Consider the following 21,570-nt stretch of genomic DNA (forward strand, 5'->3'; position numbering starts at 1 on the left):
CCGGGTGTTCCCCGGCGTCCCGGCGCGTCACGACCGGCGCTCCCACCAGCGCACCTCGGCGATCGTGCCGTCCGCCCGCGGCGAGGTCTCGACGCCCAGGTCGGTGAAGCCGGCCCGGGCGGCGACCCGCGCGCTGGCCTCGTTGTCCGGCAGCATGCCCAGCCGCACGCACGGGTGCCCGGCGTCGAGCAGCCAGCCGGTCATCAGCCGCACCGCCGCGACCGCCATCCCCCGCCCGCGGCCGGCCGGCAGCAGCGCGTAGCCGACCGCGGGCTCTGGCGAGCGCTCCACGGTCAGCGCCGCCATGCCGAGCACCTCGCCGTCGGGTGAGCAGACCGCGTACCGCTGGCCGGTCCAGGTCCGCGCTCGCTCGGCGACCTCCGCCATCCGGAGCCGGGCGGCATCCTCGGTGAGGTGCGGCGGGTGGGTGGTCCACCGGATCACCTCGGGGTCGCGGGACAGCGCCTGCTCCAGCGTCCAGTCCTCCGCCGTCATCGCCCGCAGCACGACGCCATCGTCCGCGAGGGTCCCCGGCGGGGCGGCCAGCAGCGACCGGGGCACGCTCAGATCCAGTCGCGGCGCTTGAACACGACGTACAGCACCACGCTGACGAGGCCCATCAGCACGACGGCCATCGGGTAGCCCAGCCGCCAGTCCAGCTCCGGCATGTGGGTGAAGTTCATCCCGTAGACCGTGCCGACCAGGGTGGGCGCGAACAGGATGGCCGCCCAGGCGGAGATCTTCTTGACCTCCTCGCCCTGGGCCAGCGACGTCTCGGTGAGCTCGCGGATCTCCTCGTTCTGCCGCTGGGCGACCAGCGTGGCGTTCACGGTGAGGATGTCGCGCAGCTGCAGCCGGAAGCCCTCCACCCGCTCCACGACCTGGGTCACGTGGTCGGCGACGTCGCGCAGGTAGCTGCGCAGCTCCTCGTCGACGCCGTACTTCTCGAACCCGGCGGAGATGGCGGCGAGGATCCCGGTGAGCGGCTGGGCGGCCCGCTGGAAGTCCACGACCTCCTGGGACAGCTCGTAGATGCGCCGCGAGGCACCGGGGTCGCCGCTGAAGACCTCGACCTCGATCTCGTCGATGTCGTTCTCCAGGCCGGCGACCACCGGGGCGTACCCGTCGACGACGGCGTCCAGGATCGCGTAGAGCACCGCCTCGCTCCCCCGGGCCAACAGGTCCGGCGAGCTCTCCAGCCGGCGGCGCACCCGGGACAGGTCCGGCGACTCGCTGTGCCGGACGGTGATCGCGAAGTCCTTGCCGAGGAACAGGTGCAGCTCCCCGAACTCCACCTCCTCCTTGGCGTCGAGGTACCGGGCGGCCTTGAGGACGACGAACAGCGTGTCGCCGTACCGCTCGAACTTCGGCCGCTGGTGGGCCTGGATCGCGTCCTCGACGGCCAGGTCGGGCAGCCCGTACTGCTCGGCGAGCTCGCCCAGCTCCGCCGGGTCGGGCCGGTAGAGCCCCAGCCAGACCATCCGGTCATCGAAGCCGTCGGTCAGCCACTCGTGGCTCTCCGCCGGGGTGGCGGGGGTGGCGATCCGCCGGCCGCCGGCGTAGACGGCGTTGTCGACCACGCGCGACGGCCGCTCGGCGGCGGTCACGACCGGGGCGGGCCGGTCCGGCAGGCGCGCCGGGACGACGGCGCGCGGCCGGCGGGTGAGGGTGGACAGGGCGGCGCGCGGTGCGCTGCGCGCGAGGCGACGACGGTCGGACACGACGGACTCCCGGGAGGGCGCTGGGGCAGGGACGCCGGAGCGGTCCCCGCACGCCGCGCCGCCGGGTCAGGCGTCGACCGGGAGCGTCAGCAGGAGGGGACCTCGGGACTGTGACTGGGGGGCTCGGTGCGCATCTGCCCGGTCACCTCCCGACGTCCTGGGTGCCCCGGCTGGTCCGCGGGCCGTCGTCCATCGTGACACGCCCGGCCGGACCCGGGCACCCCCGCCGCCCGACCGGGTGGTGAACACCCGGTGCCGGTCAGCCGCCCGGCGTGCCCAGCACGAGGTCGATCATCACCGGCAGCAGGACCACGATGAGCAGCGCGCCCAGCACGTCGAAGGAGAAGCCGCTGCGGATCATCTTGGTGATCGGGACGACGCCCGAGCCGTAGACGATGGCGTTCTGCGGGGTCGAGACCGGCAGCATGAACCCGAAGGACGCCGCGAAGGTGGCCGCGAGCGCGGGGACGAACGGGTTGACCCCGGCCGCCATCGCCACCGGGATGATGATCGGCACGACCACGGCGGCCGAGGCCGTGTTGCTCGTCGTCTCGGAGATCAGGATCGCCAGCAGCACCGCGAAGACGGTGATGGCGAGGGTGCTGGTCAGGCCGAGCAGGTCGGCGGACCCCTCACCGATGGTCAGCGCCAGGCCGGTGTCGTCGAGCAGCGAGCCGAAGACGATGCCCGTGCCGAACAGCACCACGGTGCCCCAGTCGATCTTGGCGGCGTCGCTCCAGACCAGGGTGTACTCCCGGGCCTTCCAGTTCGTCGGGAGCACGAAGAGCAGGGAGGCACCGAGGACGGCGACGATCCCCTCGTTGAGCCGGCCGCTGACGGTCTCGTACAGGCTGGACTCGGTGCCCGCGGTCAGCGCGATGATGCCGGGGAAGATCCACAGGAAGACCGTGATCCCGAAGGCGATCAGGGTGTTCCGCTCGGCGGTGGAGAAGCGGCCGAGCTCGGCCCGCTCGGTGCGGACGTACTCGCTGACCCCCTCGATCCGCCGGATCTCCGGGCGGTTGAGCAGCAGCAGCACGAAGGCCAGCGCGCAGAACATCAGCAGGCAGATGGGCAGCGCCATGAGCATCCAGTCCAGGAAGCTGATCCGCTCCCCGGTCGCCTCCTCGATCAGCCCGCGGCCGATCAGGTTCGGCGGCGTGCCGACCGGCGTGAGCAGCCCGCCCACGCTCGCGCCGTAGGCGAGCATCAGCATCAAGGCCACGCCCACCCGGAGCCGGAGCGGGTCGAAGTCCTGCTCGACCAGGCCCTTGCTCTGCAGCAGCTTGGCGATCACCGAGAGGATGCCGATCGCGGTCGGCAGCAGCATCGCCACGGTCGCGGTGTTGGACACGAAGGCCGACAGCATCGCGGTGATCGCACCGAAGGCGATGACCACCCGGTAGGTCGACGTGCCGACCCACCGCAGCGACAGCACGAACATGGCGAACCGCCGGGCCAGACCGTGCTTCAGCATCGCCTGGGCCAGGATGAAGGCGCCGATGAACGTGAACACGGTCGTCGAGCCGAACGGCGCCACGGCCTCGTCGGCCGGGACGACGCCGAGCACGACGATCGCCCCGATCCCGATCAGGCCGCCGATCGGGATCGGCACCGGCTCGGTGATCCACAGGACGATGACGCCGAGCAGGATCGCGGCGAGCAGGTGCTGCTGCCGCGGCAGGTCCAGCGGCACCAGCGCCACCACCAAGGTCACGGCCGGGGCGAGGAACAGCCCGATGGTGCGGCGGCCCTTCTCGAACCGCTCCTCCGCCGGGCTGAGGGTCTGCTCGCCGAGGCTGCGGTAGGTCGCCGATCCGAGGAAGGCCGCGTCGACGTCCGTCCGGGCCGGCTGCTGGGGACCGCGCTCGGTGGTGGTCATCGCCCCTCCACGGCTGGGATGTGACTCAGACCATAGGGACGGACGCCGTCGTCGTCGAGCGTCCGGCCCAGCTCAGTGCCCGGCTCAGCGGCTGGCTCAGCGGGTCGCGAGGACCCCGGGCGGGAAGGCGCCGGCGGCGAGCAGCCTCCCGGCGAGCGCGCCGGCGAGCTCGGCGACCCGCTCGGTGCGCTCGGCACCCAGCTGCGCGAACGGTGCCGCGGACAGCTCGTCGGTCTCCTGCTCCACGGCCGCCCGCAGCGCCACGCCGTCCGCGGTCAGCGCTCCGTCGGCCACCAGGCCCCGGTCGGCGAGCGCGGCCGTGGCCGCCGCCCACTCGTGGTCGGACCAGCCGCGGGACAGCTGGGCGGACTCCCGGGTGAAGCCGCGGCCGGTCAGCGTGTGGCTGACCAGCGCCTCGAGGCCGGACAGCCGGTACCGCACCAGGACGGCGACGTGCCCGTCGCCGCGGTGCTCGCGCAGCAGCCCGGTGCCGTGCCACACCTGCAGCACCGGGTCGGCGGGCCAGGGCAGCTCGGCGTGGGCGGCGTAGAGCGGGCGGCCCTCCGGGGTGAGCGCCGTGCAGGCCTCCCGGAGCAGCTCGGCGAGCTCGGCGACCTCGGCCTCCGGGGTGTCGCCCAGCAGCCGGGTGAGCGAGGCGCGGGCGGCGTCGTGCCGGGCGGCCAGCACCTGCTCGGGGGTGGCCAGGGTCCAGGCCCGGGGCAGGTGCCGGGCCACCACCGCCGGGGCGAAGTTGTAGAAGGTCGCCGCCACCACACCGGGGCCGACCGCCCCCATGGCCGCAGCCCGACCGGCGAAGTAGCCCATCCGGCCCGGTCGTAGGCCCGCCGCGGTGAGCCGCTCCTCGGTCTCCGGGGCGAAGTAGACGTGCGAGTGCAGGGGCTCCAGCCGCCTGTGGGTGCGGGCCACGAGACGCGGGTCCAGACTGGGCTGATCGACGCTGACCATGGGGCTGACCGTAGCCGCCAGGTGAACGTCGAGAAACTTGACGCAGTAAGAACTTGTACTCAGTTCAGGTTTCCGGCTACGGTGAGGGCGTGATGGGGAAGACGGTCAAGGCGGCGAGCAGTCCGCGCTGTCCCGTCGACGCCGTCATGGGGCTCCGGGAGCGCAAGAAGCTCGAGGCCTGGCGCACCATCCGCGCCACCGCACTCCGCCTGATCAGCGAGCGCGGCTACGACGCGGTCAGTGTCGAGGACATCGCCAAGGAGGCCGGTGTCTCGCGCACGACGTTCTTCAGCTACTTCCCCAGCAAGGAAGCAGTGGCCTTCGAGCTCGACCCGCAGGAACTCCAGCAGTGGCGCCAGCTCCTGGCCGCCGACGCCGACGACCGGCCGCTGTGGGACGCACTGACCGACCTGTTCGTCGACATCACCAAGCTGATGCCGGAGTGGTTGCCGGTGCAGAAGCGGCTGCTGCAGGACTGCCCCTGGCTCACCCAGTCCGCCCGGGGCACCTGTGACAGCTTCGCCCCCGACCTGAAGGCCTGGATCGTCCGCCGCCTCCCCGACGGCGACGACCTGAGGGCGACGCTCCTGCTCAACACCGCCATGGCCGCGTTCATCACCGCGGTCGAGGCGTGGGACCCCGACGACTCCTTCGACGCGCTCGTGGACACCGTGCGCGACTGCCTGCGCTGGGCCGGCGCAGGACTCGCACAGCCCGTGAGCTGACCCGCACCACCCTCTCCGGCCGGCGCTGACGCCGGCCCACCGCTCAGGACGACGACCGCGCACCGCCGCCGGCCGTCCCTGGACTCCTGCCCTCACCCCATGCACTGCGCGATGCGCAGGAAGGACGGCTCTGCCATGGCTGCAGACAGCCTCACCACCCCACCAGGGACGTCGGGCTCCGGCACGACCTCCCACGACGTCGCGGGCACCCAGCCCGACCCGCGCCGCTGGGCGGCCCTGGCGGTCATCGCCATCGCCCAGCTGATGGTCGTGCTCGACGCCTCCATCGTGAACATCGCCCTCCCCGACGCCGGCGCCGACCTGGGCATCACCGCCGCGAACATCCAGTGGGTCGTGACCGCCTACACGCTGGCCTTCGGTGGTCTGCTGCTGCTCGGTGGCCGGATCGCGGACTTCATCGGCCGCAAGCGCGCCTTCCTGATCGGCCTGGCCGGGTTCGCCGGCGCCTCCGCCCTCGGTGGCATCGCGGCCAACCAGGAGCTGCTGTTCGCCGCCCGCGGCCTGCAGGGTGCCTTCGCCGCACTGCTGGCCCCCGCGGCGCTGTCGCTGCTCGCGGTCACCTTCACCGACCCCAAGGAGCGCGCCCGCGCGTTCGGTGTCTTCGGTGCCATCTCCGGCGGCGGCGCGGCCATCGGCCTGATCCTCGGCGGCGTCCTCACCGAGTACGCCTCCTGGCGCTGGACGCTGGGCGTCAACGTCCCGATCGCCGCGGTCACCGCGGTCTTCGCCGTCGTGCTGGTGACCGAGAGCCGGGCGACCGGTGACCGGCGCTACGACGTCCCGGGCGTGCTGCTGTCCACCCTGGGCCTGGTCAGCCTGGTCTACGGCTTCAGCAAGGCCGCCGAGGAGGGTGTCGGCTGGACCGACCCGCTGACGCTCACCCTGCTGGCCGCCTCGGTCGTGCTGCTCGTGTCGTTCGTGCTCTACGAGCGCCGCGCCAGCCACCCGCTGCTGCCGCTGCGCGTGGTCCTCGACCGCAACCGGGGTGGCTCGTACCTGATCTTCCTGCTGGTCGGCGCCGGGATCTTCGCGATCTTCCTGTTCCTGACCTTCTACTTCCAGCAGACGCTGGGCTACAGCCCGCTGGAGTCCGGGTTCGCGTTCCTGCCCTTCAGCGGCGGGATCATCGTGGGCGCCGGGATCGTCTCCCAGCTGCTCCCCCGGGTCGGGCCGCGGCCGCTGATCCTGGCCGGTCTCGCCCTGGGCGTGCTCGGGATGCTGTGGCTGACCCAGATCGAGTCGACCAGCTCCTACGTCACCGAGGTGCTGCCGGCCGAGCTGGCGATCAGCTTCGGCATGGCGGCGGTCTTCGTCCCGGCGTCCAGCACCGCGCTGGTCGGCGTCGAGGAGCACGACGCCGGCATTGCCTCCGCGGTGTTGAACACCTCGCAGCAGGTCGGTGGCTCGCTGGGCCTGGCCCTGCTGAGCACGTTCTACGCCTCGGCGGTCTCCGGTCACCTGGCCGACAACCCCGGCGAGAACCCGGGTGAGGCGTTCGTCCACGGGTACCACGTGGCCTTCATCTGGGCCGGCGTGTTCCTCGCCGTCGCCCTGGTGATCGCGGCGGTGCTGATCTCGGCGAAGAAGGACGACCTGCCGACCGAGGGCGCGCTCGCGGTCTGAGCCCGCCCTCCGCACCACGAAGATGGCCATCTCCGGCCCCCTGATGGGGGCCGGAGATGGCCATCTTCGGGTGTGGGGTGGGTCGCGCCGGGTCAGCGCAGCGGGTCCAGGTGCCGGGACCACGACACCTCGGTGCGCGAGGTGCTGAAGCCCAGGCTCTCGTACAGCCCGAGCGCGCCGCTGACGTTGCCGCTGTCGACCTGCAGCCCGGCCGTCTGGCAGTCGTTCTCCGCGGCCACCAGCAGCGCCTGCACGATCACCGCCTTGGCCAGCCCCCGGCCGCGCGCCTCCGGCACCACCCCGATCTGGCCGAAGTAGGTCTCCCGCTCCCCGGTCACCGCGGCGCTGGCCTCGGAGACGTAGGACAGCGCGTACGCGACGACGGCACCGTCGGACAGCGCGAGCACCGAGAGGTCCGGGCGGAACTGCGACTGCCCGGTGAACATGACCTGCCACGAGGTGGTGTCGCGCTCGCTGGAGCCGTAGTGCTCGGTGAACGCGGCGTTGTGCGCGCGGCGCACCTCGTCGTCCCGGTCCCAGCTGAACGGCACCAGCTGCACGCCCTCGACCTCCCGCGGCTCGGGCAGGTCGGTCAGCGGCCGGGCCATGTGGAAGAACCAGCGGGCCTCGACCAGCCCGGCCCGGCGCAGCATCGCCGTGACGTCGGGCATCGAGGTGTAGGCGGTGACGGTCAGCCGCGCGGGCGCCTCGGGGTGCCGCTCGGCGTGCACCTGCGTGCCCCGCTCCAGCTGCCAGGCCAGCAGCGCGCGGCCGATACCGCGGCCACGCCAGCCCGGGTGCACGCGACCCTCCAGGTGCACGCCGTAGGCGTCCCGGAAGGTGGGCGGGGCGATCGCGGTGGCGTAGCCGACGAGCTCGCCGTCTGCGGTGGCGACGACCTGGCTGTCGCGCTCGAGGTCGACCAGCTCGTTGACCCACCAGCCGGTGAGGTCCTCGACCGACTCGTGGACGCCGGTGTCGTCGACGGCCTCGGCCGCGCTGAGCAGCTCGGCCAGGGCCGGGACGTCGTCCGGGCGCATCGGGCGGGCGGAGAGACCGTCGGGGAGCGTGATCACGTTGCCCGAGCCTACGGAGTCACCCCGAACAGCCGCGCCCCGTTGCCCCAGAGCACGTCCCGCAGCCACTCCTCCCCCAGCCCCAGCCGGTGCAGCGCGGCCAGCTGGTGGGCGTACGGGTACGGGATGGCCGGGAAGTCGCTGCCCAGCACGACCTTGTCGCGCAGCGCCGCCAGCCGCGGCAGCAGCGCCCGGTCGAAGGGCATCAACCGCTCGGTGAAGTCGGTGGCGAACATCGTGGTGTCCAGGTGCACCCGCTCGTACCGCTCGGCCAGCTCCAGGAAGGCGGCGTACTCGGGCATGCCCAGGTGGGCGATCACCAGCTGCAGCCGGGGGAACACCTCCAGCAGGCCGGCCATCGGGGCGGGGCCGGTGTGCTCGCCGCGCAGCGGTCCCGACCCGCAGTGGATGACCACCGGCGTGCCGGTCTCCTCCAGGCGGGCCCAGACCGGCAGCAGCAGCTCGTCCCGCGGGTCGAAGCCGCCGACCTGAACGTGCACCTTGAACACCCGGGCGCCGGCGTCCAGCGCCTCGGCGACGTAGGCCGGCGCCTCGGGCTCCGGGTAGAACGTCGCCGACTGCAGCACCTGCGGGTGCTCCCGGGCGAACGCCGCGGCCTCGTCGTTGAGCCAGGCGGCCATGCCCGGCTTGTGCGGGTACGGCAGCGTCGGGAACGCCCGGACGCCGAGGCCGGCCAGGACGGCGAGCCGCTCGTCGACCGGCAGGGCGTACGTCACCGGCCACGGCGCCCCGTAGTGCGTCTCGGCCTCGGCGAAGTACCGCCACACCTTGGCCTGCACCCGCTCGGGCAGGAAGTGCACGTGCACGTCGACCAGCCCGGGCAGCCCCAGCTCCCGCCAGTACCGCGGGACGTCGGCGTCGTCGACCGGCGGGGCTGCGACCACGGGCCGACCCTAGCGGCGCCGCCGGTCTGCCAGGGTGGTCCGGTGACGGACCCGACGCCTGCCCAGGTGCGCTGGCAGCAGCTGACCCGACCCCAGCAGGACGCCGTGGTGCGACTCGCCCTTCTGGCGGTCTCCGCTGGCCCTGACCTGGTGGTCACCCTGGCCCGCCGGCTGCTCGGCCGCCGCGGGGTGCAGCTGGGTCCGGCTATCGCCGCCATCGGTGTCGCGGCGGTCGCACCACCGGTCGGCCGGTGGGCGTTCGACCACCAGAGCCGGGTGGGCGGAGCCGCGCTGCTGGGGGTCGGTGCGGCCGTCGTCGCGGCTCCGGTCTTGGGGGCGATCGCGCCGGTCACCGTGGTCGGCCGGGCGAGTCCGCTGTGGGCCCTGGCCGTCTCGGCTGCCGCCCGCGGCGGGCTGGCCGGGGCGTTGGCCGCCTCCGTCGTCCGGGCGGGACGGCGCGACGTCAGTCGATCGTGACGACGACCTTGCCCCGCACGTGCCCCTCGGCCACCAGCCGCTGGGCGTCGGCGGTCCGCTCCAGCGGGAACGCCTTGGCGATCGCCACCCGCAGCTGCCCGGCGTCGGCCATCCGGCCCAGCTCCTCCAGGTCGTGCTGGTCGGGGCGGACGAACACGTACCGCCCGCCCAGGTCGCGCACCACCGGGTCGACGACGCTGGCGATCCGCGCCGGGTCGCGCACCTGGTCGGGGGCGTCGCCGAGCGCGGGGCCGCCGATCAGGTCGAGCACCGCGTCGACCTTGTCCGACAGCTGCTCGCTGATCGGGCCGGCGCTGTAGTCGAGCACCTCGGCCGCCCCGGCGTCCCGCAGGAAACCGTGGTTGCGCGGGCTCGCCGTGCCGATGACGTGGGCGCCGAGCGCGGCGGCGATCTGGACGGCGAAGAAGCCGACCCCACCCGCGGCCCGGTGCACCAGCACCCGGTCGCCCTCGCCGACGTCGAGCGCCTCGGTGAGCGCCTGGTAGGCGGTCAGCCCGGCCAGCGGCAGCGCGGCGGCCTCGGTGAAGCCCAGCGACTCGGGCTTGTGCGCGATGCAGCGCTGCGGTGCCGGCACGAGCTCGGCCGCCGTCCCCCACTGCACCTCGTCGCGGCGCAGGTAGCCGAACACCTCGTCACCGGGGGCGAAGTCGACCACCGCGGGGCCGACCTGCTCGACGACGCCGGCGAGGTCCCAGCCCGGCACGATCGGGAAGTGGTGCGGGAAGGCCCCGGCCAGGTGACCCTCGCGGATGCCCATGTCGACCGGGTTGACCCCGGCGGCGCGCACCCGCACCAGCACGGCGTCGGGTCCGACGGGCGGCTCGGGCAGGTCGTCGCGCAGCTGCAGGACCGACTCGTCACCGAACCGGTCGTAGGCGATGCCCCTCACCGGCGGCCCTTCACGTAGCGGCCGAAGGCGCGTTCCATCTCCCGGCGCGAGTCGCGCTCGGCGAGGTCCTGCCGCTTGTCGTAGGTCTTCTTGCCCTTGGCGAGGGCGAGCGTGGCCTTGACCTTGCCGTCCTTGAAGTACAGGTCCAGCGGGACGAGCGTGAGCCCGCCCTCCTTGGTCTTCCCGATCAGCTTCTCGATCTCGGCGCGGTGCATGAGGATCTTCCGCTTGCGCCGGGGGGTGTGGTTGTTCCACGTGCCCTCGGTGTACTCCGGGATGTGCACGTGCTGCAGCCAGACCTCGCCGTCGTCCACGGTGGCGAACCCGTCGACGAGCGAGGCACGCCCGGCCCGCAGGCTCTTCACCTCGGTGCCGGTGAGCACCAGGCCCACCTCGTAGGTGTCGAGGATCGAGTAGTCGTGCCGCGCCTTCTTGTTCTGGGCGATGAACTTGCGCCCCTGTTCCCGCGGCATGCCCCCAGGTTACCGGGCGCCCGCCAGCGACGGCCTCCCAGAAACGATCATGGAGCTGCGGCAGCGGCACACGGACCTCCGTCGGCGTGCCGTCGCCGCAGCTCCATGATCGTCGCAGGAGGGCGCGGGCTCGAGCGGTGAGCTACAGGCGGACGTACAGCCGCAGCGTCACGTAGGCCGCGACGGCGGCCAGCCCCACCCCGGCCGCGGCGATGACCGGGCTGATCGCCGCGATCGCCGACCAGTCGACCGGCGGGATGATGCCGGACTTGATCGGCCCGGCCAGGGTCTTGTCGACGAACAGCACCTTGGTGAGCACCAGCCCGCCGATGGCCAGCAGCGCACCGATCAGGCCGGCGAGCGCCGCCTCGAGGATGAACGGCAGCTGGGTGTACCAGCGCGAGGCGCCGACCAGCCGCATGATGTTGGTCTCGTTGCGCCGGTTGAAGGCCGCGAGCTGGATCGTGTTGGAGATCAGCAGCAACGCGGCCAGGGCTTGCACGATGGCCACCGCGATCGTCCCGTTGCGAGCTCCGTTCAGCAGGCTGAACAGGCGGTCCAGGAAGTCGCCCTCGTCGCGGACCTCGTCCACGCCGTTCTGCCCGTTCGGGAACTGCTCGGCGATCACCTCGTACCGCTGGGCGTTCACCAGCTCGACCCGGAAGCTCTCCGGGAGCGCGTCCTCGGGGGTGTTGGCGATCAGCGCGGGCTGTTCCTGGAACTGCTGGGTGAAGCGGGCGTAGGCGTCGGCCTTGGACTCGTAGATGTAGTCCTTGACCTCCGACGAGGCGTCCAGCTGCGCGGCGATGGCGTCGCGCTGCTGGTCGGTGACGTCGTCGGCGAGGTAGATCGAGACCTGGATCTTGTCGTAGTAGATCTCCCGCATGTCGCCGATCATGTTGGCGATCAGCAGACCGGTGCCCATGAGGCCCAGCGAGATCCCGGTGGTCAGGATCATCGCGACCGTCATGGTCAGGTTCCGACGCAGCCCGGCGGCCACCTCGGAGAGGACGAAGTTGACGCGCATCAGTTCCCTGTCGTGTGGTTCAGCGGGCGGCCCATCTCAGCGGCCGAGCCCGTAGACACCACGGCTCTGGTCGCGGCTGAGGATGCCGTCGTTCAGCTCGATCACGCGCCGCCGCATCGAGTCGACGATGTGGTAGTCGTGCGTGGCCATGACCACGGTCGTGCCGGTGCGGTTGATCCGCTCCAGCAGCAGCATGATGTCCTGGCTCGTCTCCGGGTCCAGGTTGCCGGTCGGCTCGTCGGCGAGCAGCACCAGCGGGCGGTTGACGAACGCGCGGGCGATCGCCACGCGCTGCTGCTCGCCACCGGAGAGCTCGCCGGGCAGGCGGTTCTCCTTGCCGTCGAGGCCGACCATCTCCAGCACCTCGGGGACGACGCGCTTGATGGTCCGCTGCGGCTTGTTGATCACCTCGAGGGCGAACGCGACGTTCTCGGCCACCGTCTTGTTGCGCAGCAGCCGGAAGTCCTGGAAGACGCAGCCCATGGTGCGGCGGAGCTTGGGCACCTGCCACTTGCTCATGGTGTTCAGGTTCTTGTCGTTGACCTTGATGACGCCCTTGGTCGGGCTGTCCTCCTTGAGGAGCAGCCGGAGGAACGTCGACTTGCCCGACCCGGAGGAGCCGATGAGGAAGACGAACTCCCCCTTGTCGATCTGCATCGAGACGTCATCCAGGGCCGGCCGAGGGCTGGTCGGATAGATCTTGGTGACGTGTTGCAATTCGATCACGAGGGACGACGGTACCTGCCCCGGGCCTCATCATGGTCCGTCTGCCCGGCGCGCCCCAGAAGTCTGTGCGCGCAGCGTGACGATCCCCGGCGGACCCAGTGGACCCCGGTCACCGAGCGTGGGCGGCCCCCGCCGCTGTGGCGGGTGTCTCCCCTAGTTGGACTCGACGTGCTCCTGCTGCCGGCGCCAACGGATGCCCGCCTCGATGAAGCCGTCGATGTCGCCGTCCAGCACGCTGGAGGGGTTGCCCGACTCCAGCTCGGTGCGCAGGTCCTTGACCATCTGGTACGGGTGCAGCACGTAGGAGCGCATCTGGTTGCCCCAGCTGCTCCCCTCCCCCTTGAGCGCGTCCATCTCGGCGCGCTGCTCGGCCTGCCGGACGACGAGGAGCCGGGCCTGCAGCACCCGCAGCGCGGCGGCGCGGTTCTGGATCTGCGACTTCTCGTTCTGGCAGGAGACGACGATGCCGGTGGGGATGTGGGTCATCCGGACGGCGGAGTCGGTGGTGTTGACGCTCTGCCCGCCGGGTCCCGAGGAGCGGAAGACGTCGACCCGGATCTCGTTCTCCGGGATGTCGACGTGGTCGGTCTGCTCGACGACCGGCAGCACCTCGACGCCGGCGAACGACGTCTGCCGGCGGCCCTGGTTGTCGAACGGCGAGATCCGCACCAGCCGGTGGGTGCCCTGCTCGACCGAGAGGGTGCCGTAGGCGTAGGGCTGCTTGACCGCGAAGGTGGCCGACTTGATCCCGGCCTCCTCGGCGTAGGAGACGTCGTAGACCTCGGTCGGGTACTTGTGCCGCTCGGCCCAGCGCAGGTACATCCGCATCAGCATCTCGGCGAAGTCGGCGGCGTCCACGCCCCCGGCCTCGGAGCGGATGGTCACCAGCGCCTCGCGGGAGTCGTACTCGCCGGAGAGCAAGGTGCGCACCTCGAGCTCGTCGAGGACCGTGCGGATGCTGGCCAGCTCGCGCTCGGTCTCGGCGGTGGTGGCCTCGTCGCCCTCCTCGGCGGCCATCTCGTGCAGCAGCCCGACGTCGTCGAGCCGGCTGCGCAGCTCCTCGACGCGGCGCAGGTCGCCCTGCAGGTAGGAGAGCCGGGAGGTGAGCGCCTGGGCGGCCTCGACGTCGTTCCAGAGGTCCGGCGCGGCGGCCTTCTGCTCGAGTTCGGCGACCTCGCGACGCAGGTCGTCGACCCGCATCACGGCCTCGATGGACTTCAAGGTCGTGTCGAGTTCGTCCAGGACGACGGAGAAGTCAGCAGCCACGGCTGTCCAGGGTAGTGCGCTCCACCCACGGGTACCTCCGGCGGCATGAGCACGTCACCGCCGGACGACCGACGCAGGCCCGACGACCTGACCGAGTACGAGCGCGACGACTTCCCGCGCGGCATCCCGGCGTCCCAGCCCACGGCGCCGGAGGGGGGCGCCGGCGCCGCCCGCAGCGCGCTGACCCTGCGGCTGGTGCTGGCCGCCTTCGGGCTGGTGCTGTGCACCGTGCTCGCCGTCGTGGCCTACGACGACGACGTCCCGCGGGTCTTCCCGGTCGTGCTGGCCGTGCTGGCGGTGGTCGCCCTGGTCGACCTGGTGGTCGTGGCCCGGCGCAAGCTCCGCGGCGAGCCGGGCTGACCGCTCACTCGTAGAGCACGTACTCCGGCTGCGGCAGCAGGGCGAGCACCTCGGCGGGCTCCATCAGCGGGCCCGAGCGGGTGTCCTCCTCGTAGAAGAGCTTGAAGCCGGCGTGCACGAACGGCGGGGTCCCGGCCATCACCCGCTGGTAGGTGCCCACCTTGTCCGCGGCCGCCCCGATGCCGTCGACGCTCTTGACCACGGCGATGCCCGGCCGGTCGACCATGACCTCCTGGCCGGTCACGATCTGCGCGTGCAGCTGGTGGTAGAGCATCACCTTCTGCGGCAGCCGGTGGGTGGTGACCAGCCCGTCGAGGTAGGCCGAGACGCTGTTCAGCTCGGCGCCGGTGGTCGACCCGAACACGTCGCCGGGCACCTCGCCGGGGTCGACCGCCCACTCCGGGTCCAGCGCCACCCCGACGTCGGGCTCGGTCAGCCACCGCTCGTACTGCTGAACGGCGGGCAGGAAGTCGCCGGTGCCGGGCTGGATGCCCAGCAGCAGGATGCCGCCGGCGGCCCGGGCGGCGTCCAGGTACTGCTGGACGACGGCGTCGTCGGCGGCGGTCGCGTACAGGCCGGTCGGCGTCGGGAACGGGTGCGCCGTGGTGGCGATCAGCTCGATGACCGGCAGCACCGTCCGGTCGGCGCCGTAGGGCGCGGCCTGCTGGCGCAGCCGCTCGGTGGCGGCGGCCAGGTCACCGGTCATCGGCCCGAGGGCGGGTGAGCCGGGCCCGCCGGAGAACCCGACCAGCCGGTGCTCGGGGAAGACCCGGGTGCCGCCGCCGGGCAGCTCCTGCTGGGTCGGGGTCGGCGGAGCCGTCGTCGAGGGCGCCGCGGAGCTGGACCGGGTCGACGACGTCGGGCTCGCGCTCGCGTCGGCCTCGGACGCGGCCGAGCCCCCGCCGCAACCGGTCAGCAGCAGGAGGGCCGCCAGGGCCGCGGGCAGGGCGGCCGTCAGCCGGGAGCTCGGGGAACGCACGTCGAGCAACCCTCGTCGCCCGGGCCGCCCGGGGCAAACCGGGCGGTCAGGCGCTCCGCAGCCGCGCGGACCCCACCGAGTGGCGCACCCCGCCGTGCTCGGCCAGCCACTGCGGCAGCTGGGCCGCCGGCATCGGCCGGGCGATGAAGTAGCCCTGGGCCAGGGTGCAGCCCAGCTCGCGCACGAGCGCGAGCTGGTCGGCGGTCTCCACGCCCTCCACCAGGCTGCGCATCCCGCACGCCTTGGCCAGGCCCACGACCGCGGCGATGGCAGCGGCGGACTCGCTGCGGCGGGTCTCGGTGCCGGCGATGAGGCTGCGGTCGAGCTTGAGCACCCCCGCCGGGATGGAGACCAGCTGGCTGAGCGAGGAGAAGCCGCTGCCGAAGTCGTCGATGGCCACCTCGACGCCGGCGATCCGCAGCTGGGCGAACTGCGCGGCGGCCCGCAGCGGGTCCTCCGCGACGCTGGTCTCGGTCAGCTCCAGCACGAGCCGCTCCGGGGCGAGGTCGGCCGCCTCCAGCGCGTCGTGCACGTCGGCGACCAGCGACCCGGTGCCGAAGTGGGCGGCGCTGATGTTGACCCCGGTGACCAGCGGCATCCCGGCCCGCTCCCACTCGGCGGTCTGCCGGGCGGCCTCGCCGAGCACCCACCGGGTGAGCGGCACGACCATGCCGTTCTGCTCGGCGAGCGGGATGAAGTCGCACGGCGCGAGGAGCCCGCGCTGGGGGTGCTGCCAGCGCACCAGCGCCTCGACGCCGGTGACGTCACCGGTGGGGAGGTGCAGCACCGGCTGGTAGTGCAGCACCAGCTGGCCGTCGTCGATGGCCTCCTGCAGCTCGGCGGCGACCAGCACCTTCTGCTCGACGGCCGACCGCAGGTCGGGGCTGAAGACCCGGACGCGGTTCCGGCCGGCGCCCTTGGCGGCGTACATCGCCAGGTCGGCGTCGCGCACCAGGTCGGTCGAGCGGACGGCGGAGTCCCGGGCGGCGGTGGCCACGCCGATGCTCACGGTCAGCCGGGTGCTGCGCTCGCCGAGCTGGAACGGCTCGTCGAAGGTGCTCTGGAAGCGCTCGGCAAGGGCGAGGGCGCCGTCGACGTCGCAGTCCCGGCAGAGCACGACGAACTCGTCGCCGCCCAGCCGGCCGACGGTGTCCTCGCTGCGGGTGCGCGCCGACAGCCGGTGCGCCAGCTCGCGCAGCAGGTGGTCGCCGACCTCGTGGCCGAGGGTGTCGTTGACGTCCTTGAAGCCGTCGACGTCCAGGAACAGCACGGCCACCGCGCCCCGGTCGGGGCGCCGCAGCTCGGTGGTGATCAGGTCGTGCAGGTGTGCCCTGTTGGGGAGGTCGGTGAGGTGGTCGTGCCGGGCCTGCCAGGCCGACGCCTGCTCGGCCTCGACCCGGGAGGTGACGTCGGTGTGGGTGACGACGACCCGGCCGGACTGGTCGGCGCGGGAGGCCTGCAGGTGGAACCAGCGCAGGCCGACGACGGTGGACAGCGCGTAGTCCGCGGACACCGACCGGCGGTGGCCGGCGGCGAGCTCGCGCAGCGCGGCGATCCGCCCGTGGTTCACCGGGTCCTCGGACAGGCTGAGCATCACCGCGAAGTAGTTGCCGCCCACGCCGACCCGGAGCCGGTCGTCGTCCAGCAGGTCACCGGAGGCGGTCCAGGCGGAGTTGACCAGCAGCATCGTGCCGTCGGCGTCGATCAGCACGGTCGGCGAGGGGAGCGCGTCGAGCACGCCCGCGACGAGGTCGGCGTGCGAGGCACCGGCGCCGTCCCGGTGGCTGACGTCGAGGGGCAGCTGCGGCGTGGGCGTCGAGCTCGGCACGCGGGCCCTCCCGTCTGTTCTCGTCGGGACGCCGGCTGTTCGACGTCCCTGCCCGGTGACCATCGGCACCGGCGGCCGGAGCTACACACCCGCTGCGGCGGTTCGCCCGGAAAGAGTGAGGAGTCGCGACCACCGGCGCGCGGGTGTTGACCGGGAGCGACCGCGGGTAGGGGCCGGTCATGGGCGAATCGACGACGATCGAGCTCGGTGGCGAGCAGTACCTGGTGCAGCGCGAGGGTGGTGCGCTGCGGCTGGGCCGGCAGGTCGGTGGCGACACCGTCTGGCTGGACGACATCGAGGTGAGCCGGCTGCCCGGCCCCGCGCAGGAGGCGCTGGAGCGCGGCGAGCACTCCGACACCACGCTGCAGACCGCCCTGCTGGGGGTCGTGCGCGCCGAGGTCGACCGCGGCGCCTAGACCTTGCGGATCCCTTGCGGGTAGCTGGAGCCGGGCGTGCGGGAGCCGCCCGAGGCTCGGGTCATGGACATCGACGACGCCTTCGCCCTGCTCGCCCAGCTGGAGCTGCACGAGGTCGAGGAGCTGGACGGCGAGTACTTCGAGGCCGAGCTGCGGGACCTGCTCGAGCTGGCCTGACCCGCTGCGGGGACGCCGCCGGAGGAGCACCCTGGTGCTCCTGGGGACCGACGACGTTCCTCGACCGGGAGGCATGGGCGATGAGCGAGCTCTACCGCTGCGACGAGTGCGCCGAGGTGTCCGACGCCGGGTCCGCCGTCGGCTGGGTGGAGGTGCGCGAGCTGGGCGGCCGCCCGCTGCTGCCGCCCGCCCCGCACCACCTGTGCCGGCTGTGCTGGGCGCGCACCACCGCCGCGGTGCACGCCGGCCGGGTCGAGGTGCTGGAGTTCCCGCAGCTCAGCGAGCACGCCCAGAACCGCGACACCGTGCAGTGAGCCGCCCCGCCTGACCTCCCCCGGGTCACCAGCTGGTCGGCTTCTCCGGGGTGTAGATCCAGACCTGGAAGAAGTCGTCCAGCTGCTGCCCGCTGACCTGCTCGGCGAGGGCGACCAGGTCGGCGGTGGTGACGTTGCCGTTGCGGTTCGTCGTCGCCCAGGCCTCGAGGAGGGCGAAGAAGTCGGCGTCACCGATCTCCACCCGCAGCGCCTGCAGGGCCGCTGCGCCGCGGTCGTAGGTGGCGTCGGCGAAGAGCGTCTCCGCGCCCGGGTCGCCGGGCGGGGTGGCCCAGAACTCGTCGTCCGCCGGGATCGCGTGGACGGCGTCGAACTGCTCCTGCACCGTGCCCTGGCCGCGGGACTCCGACCACAGCCACTGCGAGTAGGTGGCGAAGCCCTCGTTCAGCCAGATGTCGCGCCACTGCTCGGGCGTGACGCTGTTGCCGACCCACTGGTGGGCCAGCTCGTGCGCCACCGTGCTCTCCGACGCGACCTGCGAGTAGACCGGCCGGGTCTGGGTCTCCAGCGCGTAGCCGACGCTGTCGTCGTCGACGATCGCGCCGAAGGAGGTGAACGGGTACGGGCCGTAGACGCCCTCGAAGAACGCGATCATCTCCGGCTGCAGCGCCAGGCTGGCCTGGGTGGTGGCCAGCCGATCGGGGGTCAGCCCGGTCTCGACGAAGTTCAGGATCGGCAGCCCCCGCGGGCCGGTCTGGGTGCTGGCCACGTAGTCGCCGATCGACGCCGTGGTCAGGTAGCTGGCCATCGGGTCCTTCGCGCGCCAGACGAAGGTGGTCCAGCCGTACCGGGTGAACGGCGTGCCGAGCAGCTCGCCGTTGGCGATCGCGGTCTTGCCCTCCGGCACCACGATCGCGAAGTCGTAGGTGGCCTTGTCGGTCGGGACGTCGTTGACCGGGTACCAGGTGGAGGCGCCCTCGGGCTCGTTGGCGACCAGCGCCCCGTCGGGGAAGCTGACGAACCCGTAGGGCGCGCCCTCGATGTCGGTCGGCTGCCCGGGCACCCCGGTGTAGACGACGGTGACCCGGTACTTCTTGCCCGGCGCGAGCGCCTTCGCGGGCCGGACGACGAGCTCGCCGCCGCGGCCGGTCACCGGGTCGACGCCCTGCTGGGAGAACCTCGCCGGCGTGGTGCCGACCAGCACGTACTTCGCGGTGAGCCCGCGCAGGTCCAGGTTGAGGGTGGTCAGGGTGGTCGTCGCGGTCAGCGAGATCACCGCGGTGCCGTCGAGCCGCCCGGTGGCCGGGTCGTACTTCAGGCCCAGGTCGTAGTGCTGCACGTCGTAGCCGCCGTTGCCGGCCAGCGGGAAGTACGGGTCGCCGCCGCCCGCGGCGCCGGGTGCGGCGGACGCCGTGGTGGTGGCCAGCAGCGGGATGGTCAACGCCAGCGCGACCGCGGTCGCGACCCGGGGCAGTCTCATGCGCCGACGCTAGGAGCCGGCTGTTCCCGGCGCATCACGATCTCGTGCCGCTCAGTCGAACGGCGTCCCGCCGCCTGCGATCCAGGTCAGCAGGATCATCGAGACGAAGACGGCGATCGTGCTGGCCACGCCCAGGGCCGGGATCAGCCAGGCGTGCCGGCCGAACATGCCCAGCGGCTCGCTCTCCGAGGTCTGCCGGTTGCCCGAGCGGTGGCTGGCGTCGTCGACCGGTGGGTCGGCCGCCTTCCGCGGGGCCGGGACGACCGCGGTGGTGCGTGCGCGGTCGGTGTCGTGGGTCGGAGTGCTCATCGCGTGCCTCCTGCGGAGGCGGCCGGGACCAGGGCCCGTGCTCGGCTCCGGGGCGGACGCTACTCGCGATCGGCCCCGCCGCGGGCCGTTCAGTCGCGGCTCTGCAACCACCTCAGGACGGCGAGCACCCGTCGGTTGTCGACGGCGTCCATCGGCAGCCCGAGCTTGCTGAAGATGTTGTTGATGTGCTTCCCGACCGCCTTCTCGGTGACCACCAGCGCGGCGGCGATGCCGGCGTTGGACCGCCCCTCCGCCATCAGCTGCAGCACCTCCTTCTCCCGCGGGGTGAGCACGTCGGTGGCGGCCCGCCGGGAGGTGGAGGCGAGCACGGCGGAGACGACCTGCGGGTCGAGCACGGTGCCGCCGGCGGCCACCTGCCGGACGGCGTCGAGGAACGAGCGGACGTCGGCGACCCGGTCCTTGAGCAGGTAGCCGACCGCGCCCTCCCCGGACTGCATGAGCTCGCGGGCGTACAGCTGCTCGACGTACTGGCTGAGCACGAGCACCGGGAACGCCGGGCGCTGCCGCCGCAGCTCGACGGCGGCGACCAGCCCCTCGGTGGTGTGCGTCGGGGGCAGCCGGACGTCGAGCACGACGATGTCCGGCTGGTGCTGCTCGACGGTCTCCCCGAACCGCACCGCGTCGTCCAGCGCGGCGACGACCGTGCAGCCGTGGGCCTCGAGGATCCGGGTCAGGCCGTCCCGGAGGAGGGCGGAGTCCTCGACGACGACAACGCGCACGGCACCTCCATCCGCAGGGTCGTCGGCCCACCGGCCGGGCTGACGAGCTGCAGGGTGCCGTCGAAGGCACCGAGCCGGCGGGTGATGCCGGCCAGCCCGGTGCCGCGGCCGGGGTCGGCGCCGCCCTGCCCGTCGTCCCCGACGAGCGCGGTGAGCACGCCGTCGCGGTGGGCCAGCTGCACCCAGGCGCGGGTGGCGCCGCTGTGCTTGACCACGTTGGCCAGCGCCTCGGCGACGGCGAAGTAGACCGCGCTCTCCACCGGCGCGGGTGCCCGGCCGGGCAGCGCGGTGGCGACGGTGACCGGCACGGCGACGTCCAGGGCGAGCGCCTGCACCGCGCCGTCCAGCCCGCGGTCGGCGAGCACCGGCGGGTGCATCCCGCGGACGACGGTGCGCAGGTCCTCGAGCACCGACGTGGTCGCCCGGCGGGCCTCGGTGACCAGCTCCTCGGCGGCGGCCGGGTCCTCGCGCATCAGCACCTCGGCCAGCCCGAGGTTCATGCCGAGCGAGGCGATCCGGGCCTGGACACCGTCGTGCAGGTCGCGCTCGATCCGGCGCAGCTCGGCGGCCGCGGAGTCGACCGTCTCGGCCCGCGAGGCGGCCACCCGGCTGACCTCCTGCTCCAGCGCCGCGACCGGTGACCAGCCCAGGACAGCCGCACCCGCGGTGAACCGGGCGCGCAGCAGGATCGGGGTGAGCAGCCACCACAGCCCGGCGGCGAGCCCGGCCACCGGCAGCAGCCACCACCAGATGGGGTCGCCCAGGGTCAGCGGTGCGGTCAGGTAGAAGAACGGCGCCCCGGCCAGCACGACGACGATCCCGGACATCACCAGCCCACCGGTGCCGTCGAAGGCCAGGTAGGAGAAGTCGCGCCAGCGGGTGTTGTCCCGCGCCCACCGGCCCAGCCGCCGCACCGGGTCGGCCTCCCGCGCCCGGTCGTAGCTGGCGGTGAGGTCGGCCTGCAGCAGCCGGCCGGTGAGCCGCCGGTGCAGCCCGGTCAGCCGCGCGGCCAGCGGCACCAGCCCGAGCAGCGCCACTCCCCCGGCCACCACCGGCAGCAGCGCGAGCGCCACGGTGAGCACGACGAAGCAGACCAGCGAGACGACGGCGGCCAGCCCCGAGGCCAGCGCGGTGGCGGTCAGCGCGAGCCGCCGGCGGAACCCGGCACGGTCCACCGGCAGCACGCCGGGGAAGGGCACCGCGCTCACGGT

General features: G+C 72.9%; 23 protein-coding genes. 6 read left to right on the forward strand and 17 right to left on the reverse strand.

What is annotated here, in order from left to right; genetic code table 11:
* Nucleotides 1-27 precede the first annotated feature (27 nt).
* The 4 genes from FHX36_RS10115 to FHX36_RS10130 all read right to left on the reverse strand — a co-directional run bounded on the left by FHX36_RS10115 (nucleotide 28) and on the right by FHX36_RS10130 (nucleotide 4,530).
* The gene (locus FHX36_RS10115) at nucleotides 28-561 is read right to left on the reverse strand and encodes a GNAT family N-acetyltransferase (protein WP_110552968.1); all 534 of its coding nucleotides are present in this window, start codon (nucleotides 559-561) and stop codon (nucleotides 28-30) included.
* A gap of 2 nt (nucleotides 562-563) precedes the next feature.
* On the reverse strand, nucleotides 564-1,721 hold the full coding sequence (locus FHX36_RS10120; protein ID WP_183513708.1) for a CorA family divalent cation transporter: 1,158 nt from the start codon (nucleotides 1,719-1,721) through the stop codon (nucleotides 564-566).
* Nucleotides 1,722-1,980: 259 nt separating this feature from the next.
* Complete coding sequence (locus FHX36_RS10125; protein WP_110550918.1) at nucleotides 1,981-3,603, reverse strand: SLC13 family permease; 1,623 nt, start codon at nucleotides 3,601-3,603, stop codon at nucleotides 1,981-1,983.
* Between the two features lie 96 nt (nucleotides 3,604-3,699).
* Nucleotides 3,700-4,530, reverse strand: coding sequence for an SCO6745 family protein (locus FHX36_RS10130; protein ID WP_258372595.1), 831 nt, complete (start codon nucleotides 4,528-4,530; stop codon nucleotides 3,700-3,702).
* Between the two features lie 131 nt (nucleotides 4,531-4,661).
* On the opposite strand from FHX36_RS10130, the gene FHX36_RS10135 reads away from it, so the two are divergent.
* Together FHX36_RS10135 and FHX36_RS10140 are read left to right on the forward strand one after the other, a co-directional pair.
* Entirely contained in the window at nucleotides 4,662-5,294 is a 633-nt protein-coding gene (locus tag FHX36_RS10135; RefSeq protein ID WP_110550920.1) for a TetR family transcriptional regulator, read from the forward strand.
* A 135-nt stretch (nucleotides 5,295-5,429) separates the two neighbouring features.
* On the forward strand, nucleotides 5,430-6,938 hold the full coding sequence (locus tag FHX36_RS10140; protein WP_110550921.1) for an MFS transporter: 1,509 nt from the start codon (nucleotides 5,430-5,432) through the stop codon (nucleotides 6,936-6,938).
* Nucleotides 6,939-7,030: 92 nt separating this feature from the next.
* Here FHX36_RS10140 and FHX36_RS10145 read toward each other — a convergent pair whose 3' ends face one another.
* Together FHX36_RS10145 and FHX36_RS10150 are read right to left on the reverse strand one after the other, a co-directional pair.
* Complete coding sequence (locus FHX36_RS10145) at nucleotides 7,031-8,014, reverse strand: GNAT family N-acetyltransferase (RefSeq protein WP_258372596.1); 984 nt, start codon at nucleotides 8,012-8,014, stop codon at nucleotides 7,031-7,033.
* Between the two features lie 11 nt (nucleotides 8,015-8,025).
* Complete coding sequence (locus tag FHX36_RS10150) at nucleotides 8,026-8,919, reverse strand: amidohydrolase family protein (protein ID WP_110550922.1); 894 nt, start codon at nucleotides 8,917-8,919, stop codon at nucleotides 8,026-8,028.
* 42 nt (nucleotides 8,920-8,961) lie between these two features.
* Between FHX36_RS10150 and FHX36_RS10155 the strand changes: the two genes are divergently transcribed.
* Nucleotides 8,962-9,396: a hypothetical protein gene (locus tag FHX36_RS10155; protein WP_146251522.1), complete on the forward strand. Its 435-nt coding sequence runs from the start codon at nucleotides 8,962-8,964 to the stop codon at nucleotides 9,394-9,396.
* Here the strand turns inward: FHX36_RS10155 and FHX36_RS10160 are convergent.
* The 5 genes from FHX36_RS10160 to prfB all read right to left on the reverse strand — a co-directional run bounded on the left by FHX36_RS10160 (nucleotide 9,383) and on the right by prfB (nucleotide 13,798).
* Complete coding sequence (locus FHX36_RS10160) at nucleotides 9,383-10,306, reverse strand: NADP-dependent oxidoreductase (RefSeq protein ID WP_110550924.1); 924 nt, start codon at nucleotides 10,304-10,306, stop codon at nucleotides 9,383-9,385. The two genes, FHX36_RS10155 and FHX36_RS10160, sit on opposite strands and share 14 nt — an antisense overlap.
* The gene (gene smpB / locus FHX36_RS10165) at nucleotides 10,303-10,779 is read right to left on the reverse strand and encodes an SsrA-binding protein SmpB (protein ID WP_110550925.1); all 477 of its coding nucleotides are present in this window, start codon (nucleotides 10,777-10,779) and stop codon (nucleotides 10,303-10,305) included. The genes FHX36_RS10160 and smpB overlap by 4 nt, the downstream gene beginning before the upstream one ends.
* A 142-nt stretch (nucleotides 10,780-10,921) precedes the next feature.
* Nucleotides 10,922-11,806: a permease-like cell division protein FtsX gene (gene ftsX / locus FHX36_RS10170; protein ID WP_110550926.1), complete on the reverse strand. Its 885-nt coding sequence runs from the start codon at nucleotides 11,804-11,806 to the stop codon at nucleotides 10,922-10,924.
* A 36-nt stretch (nucleotides 11,807-11,842) separates the two neighbouring features.
* Nucleotides 11,843-12,532: a cell division ATP-binding protein FtsE gene (gene ftsE / locus FHX36_RS10175; protein ID WP_110550927.1), complete on the reverse strand. Its 690-nt coding sequence runs from the start codon at nucleotides 12,530-12,532 to the stop codon at nucleotides 11,843-11,845.
* 153 nt (nucleotides 12,533-12,685) lie between these two features.
* Entirely contained in the window at nucleotides 12,686-13,798 is a 1,113-nt protein-coding gene (gene prfB / locus FHX36_RS10180; RefSeq protein WP_110550928.1) for a peptide chain release factor 2, read from the reverse strand.
* A gap of 45 nt (nucleotides 13,799-13,843) precedes the next feature.
* Between prfB and FHX36_RS10185 the strand changes: the two genes are divergently transcribed.
* The gene (locus FHX36_RS10185; protein ID WP_110550929.1) at nucleotides 13,844-14,158 is read left to right on the forward strand and encodes a DUF6343 family protein; all 315 of its coding nucleotides are present in this window, start codon (nucleotides 13,844-13,846) and stop codon (nucleotides 14,156-14,158) included.
* Nucleotides 14,159-14,162: 4 nt separating this feature from the next.
* Here the strand turns inward: FHX36_RS10185 and FHX36_RS10190 are convergent, their stop codons facing one another.
* Together FHX36_RS10190 and FHX36_RS10195 are read right to left on the reverse strand one after the other, a co-directional pair.
* Nucleotides 14,163-15,137 carry a hypothetical protein gene (locus tag FHX36_RS10190; protein WP_258372597.1) on the reverse strand — a complete coding sequence of 325 codons (975 nt, stop codon included), beginning with the start codon at nucleotides 15,135-15,137 and terminating at the stop codon, nucleotides 14,163-14,165.
* Between the two features lie 46 nt (nucleotides 15,138-15,183).
* Nucleotides 15,184-16,965 carry a putative bifunctional diguanylate cyclase/phosphodiesterase gene (locus FHX36_RS10195; RefSeq protein WP_258372599.1) on the reverse strand — a complete coding sequence of 594 codons (1,782 nt, stop codon included), beginning with the start codon at nucleotides 16,963-16,965 and terminating at the stop codon, nucleotides 15,184-15,186.
* A gap of 179 nt (nucleotides 16,966-17,144) precedes the next feature.
* Between FHX36_RS10195 and FHX36_RS10200 the strand changes: the two genes are divergently transcribed.
* Both FHX36_RS10200 and FHX36_RS10205 read left to right on the forward strand, forming a co-directional pair.
* On the forward strand, nucleotides 17,145-17,381 hold the full coding sequence (locus tag FHX36_RS10200) for a hypothetical protein (RefSeq protein ID WP_110550931.1): 237 nt from the start codon (nucleotides 17,145-17,147) through the stop codon (nucleotides 17,379-17,381).
* 257 nt (nucleotides 17,382-17,638) lie between these two features.
* Nucleotides 17,639-17,872 carry a hypothetical protein gene (locus FHX36_RS10205; RefSeq protein ID WP_110550932.1) on the forward strand — a complete coding sequence of 78 codons (234 nt, stop codon included), beginning with the start codon at nucleotides 17,639-17,641 and terminating at the stop codon, nucleotides 17,870-17,872.
* Between the two features lie 25 nt (nucleotides 17,873-17,897).
* Here FHX36_RS10205 and FHX36_RS10210 read toward each other — a convergent pair whose 3' ends face one another.
* From FHX36_RS10210 to FHX36_RS10225, 4 genes are all read right to left on the reverse strand, one after another.
* On the reverse strand, nucleotides 17,898-19,310 hold the full coding sequence (locus FHX36_RS10210) for a M1 family metallopeptidase (RefSeq protein WP_110550933.1): 1,413 nt from the start codon (nucleotides 19,308-19,310) through the stop codon (nucleotides 17,898-17,900).
* A gap of 51 nt (nucleotides 19,311-19,361) precedes the next feature.
* Entirely contained in the window at nucleotides 19,362-19,619 is a 258-nt protein-coding gene (locus FHX36_RS10215; protein WP_110550934.1) for a hypothetical protein, read from the reverse strand.
* Between the two features lie 89 nt (nucleotides 19,620-19,708).
* Complete coding sequence (locus FHX36_RS10220) at nucleotides 19,709-20,359, reverse strand: response regulator (protein ID WP_110550935.1); 651 nt, start codon at nucleotides 20,357-20,359, stop codon at nucleotides 19,709-19,711.
* Nucleotides 20,311-21,567, reverse strand: coding sequence for a sensor histidine kinase (locus FHX36_RS10225; protein WP_220035815.1), 1,257 nt, complete (start codon nucleotides 21,565-21,567; stop codon nucleotides 20,311-20,313). The genes FHX36_RS10220 and FHX36_RS10225 overlap by 49 nt, the downstream gene beginning before the upstream one ends.
* Between the last annotated feature and the right edge of the window lie 3 nt (nucleotides 21,568-21,570).

The organism is Modestobacter versicolor, assembly GCF_014195485.1.
Taxonomy (GTDB): domain Bacteria; phylum Actinomycetota; class Actinomycetes; order Mycobacteriales; family Geodermatophilaceae; genus Modestobacter; species Modestobacter versicolor.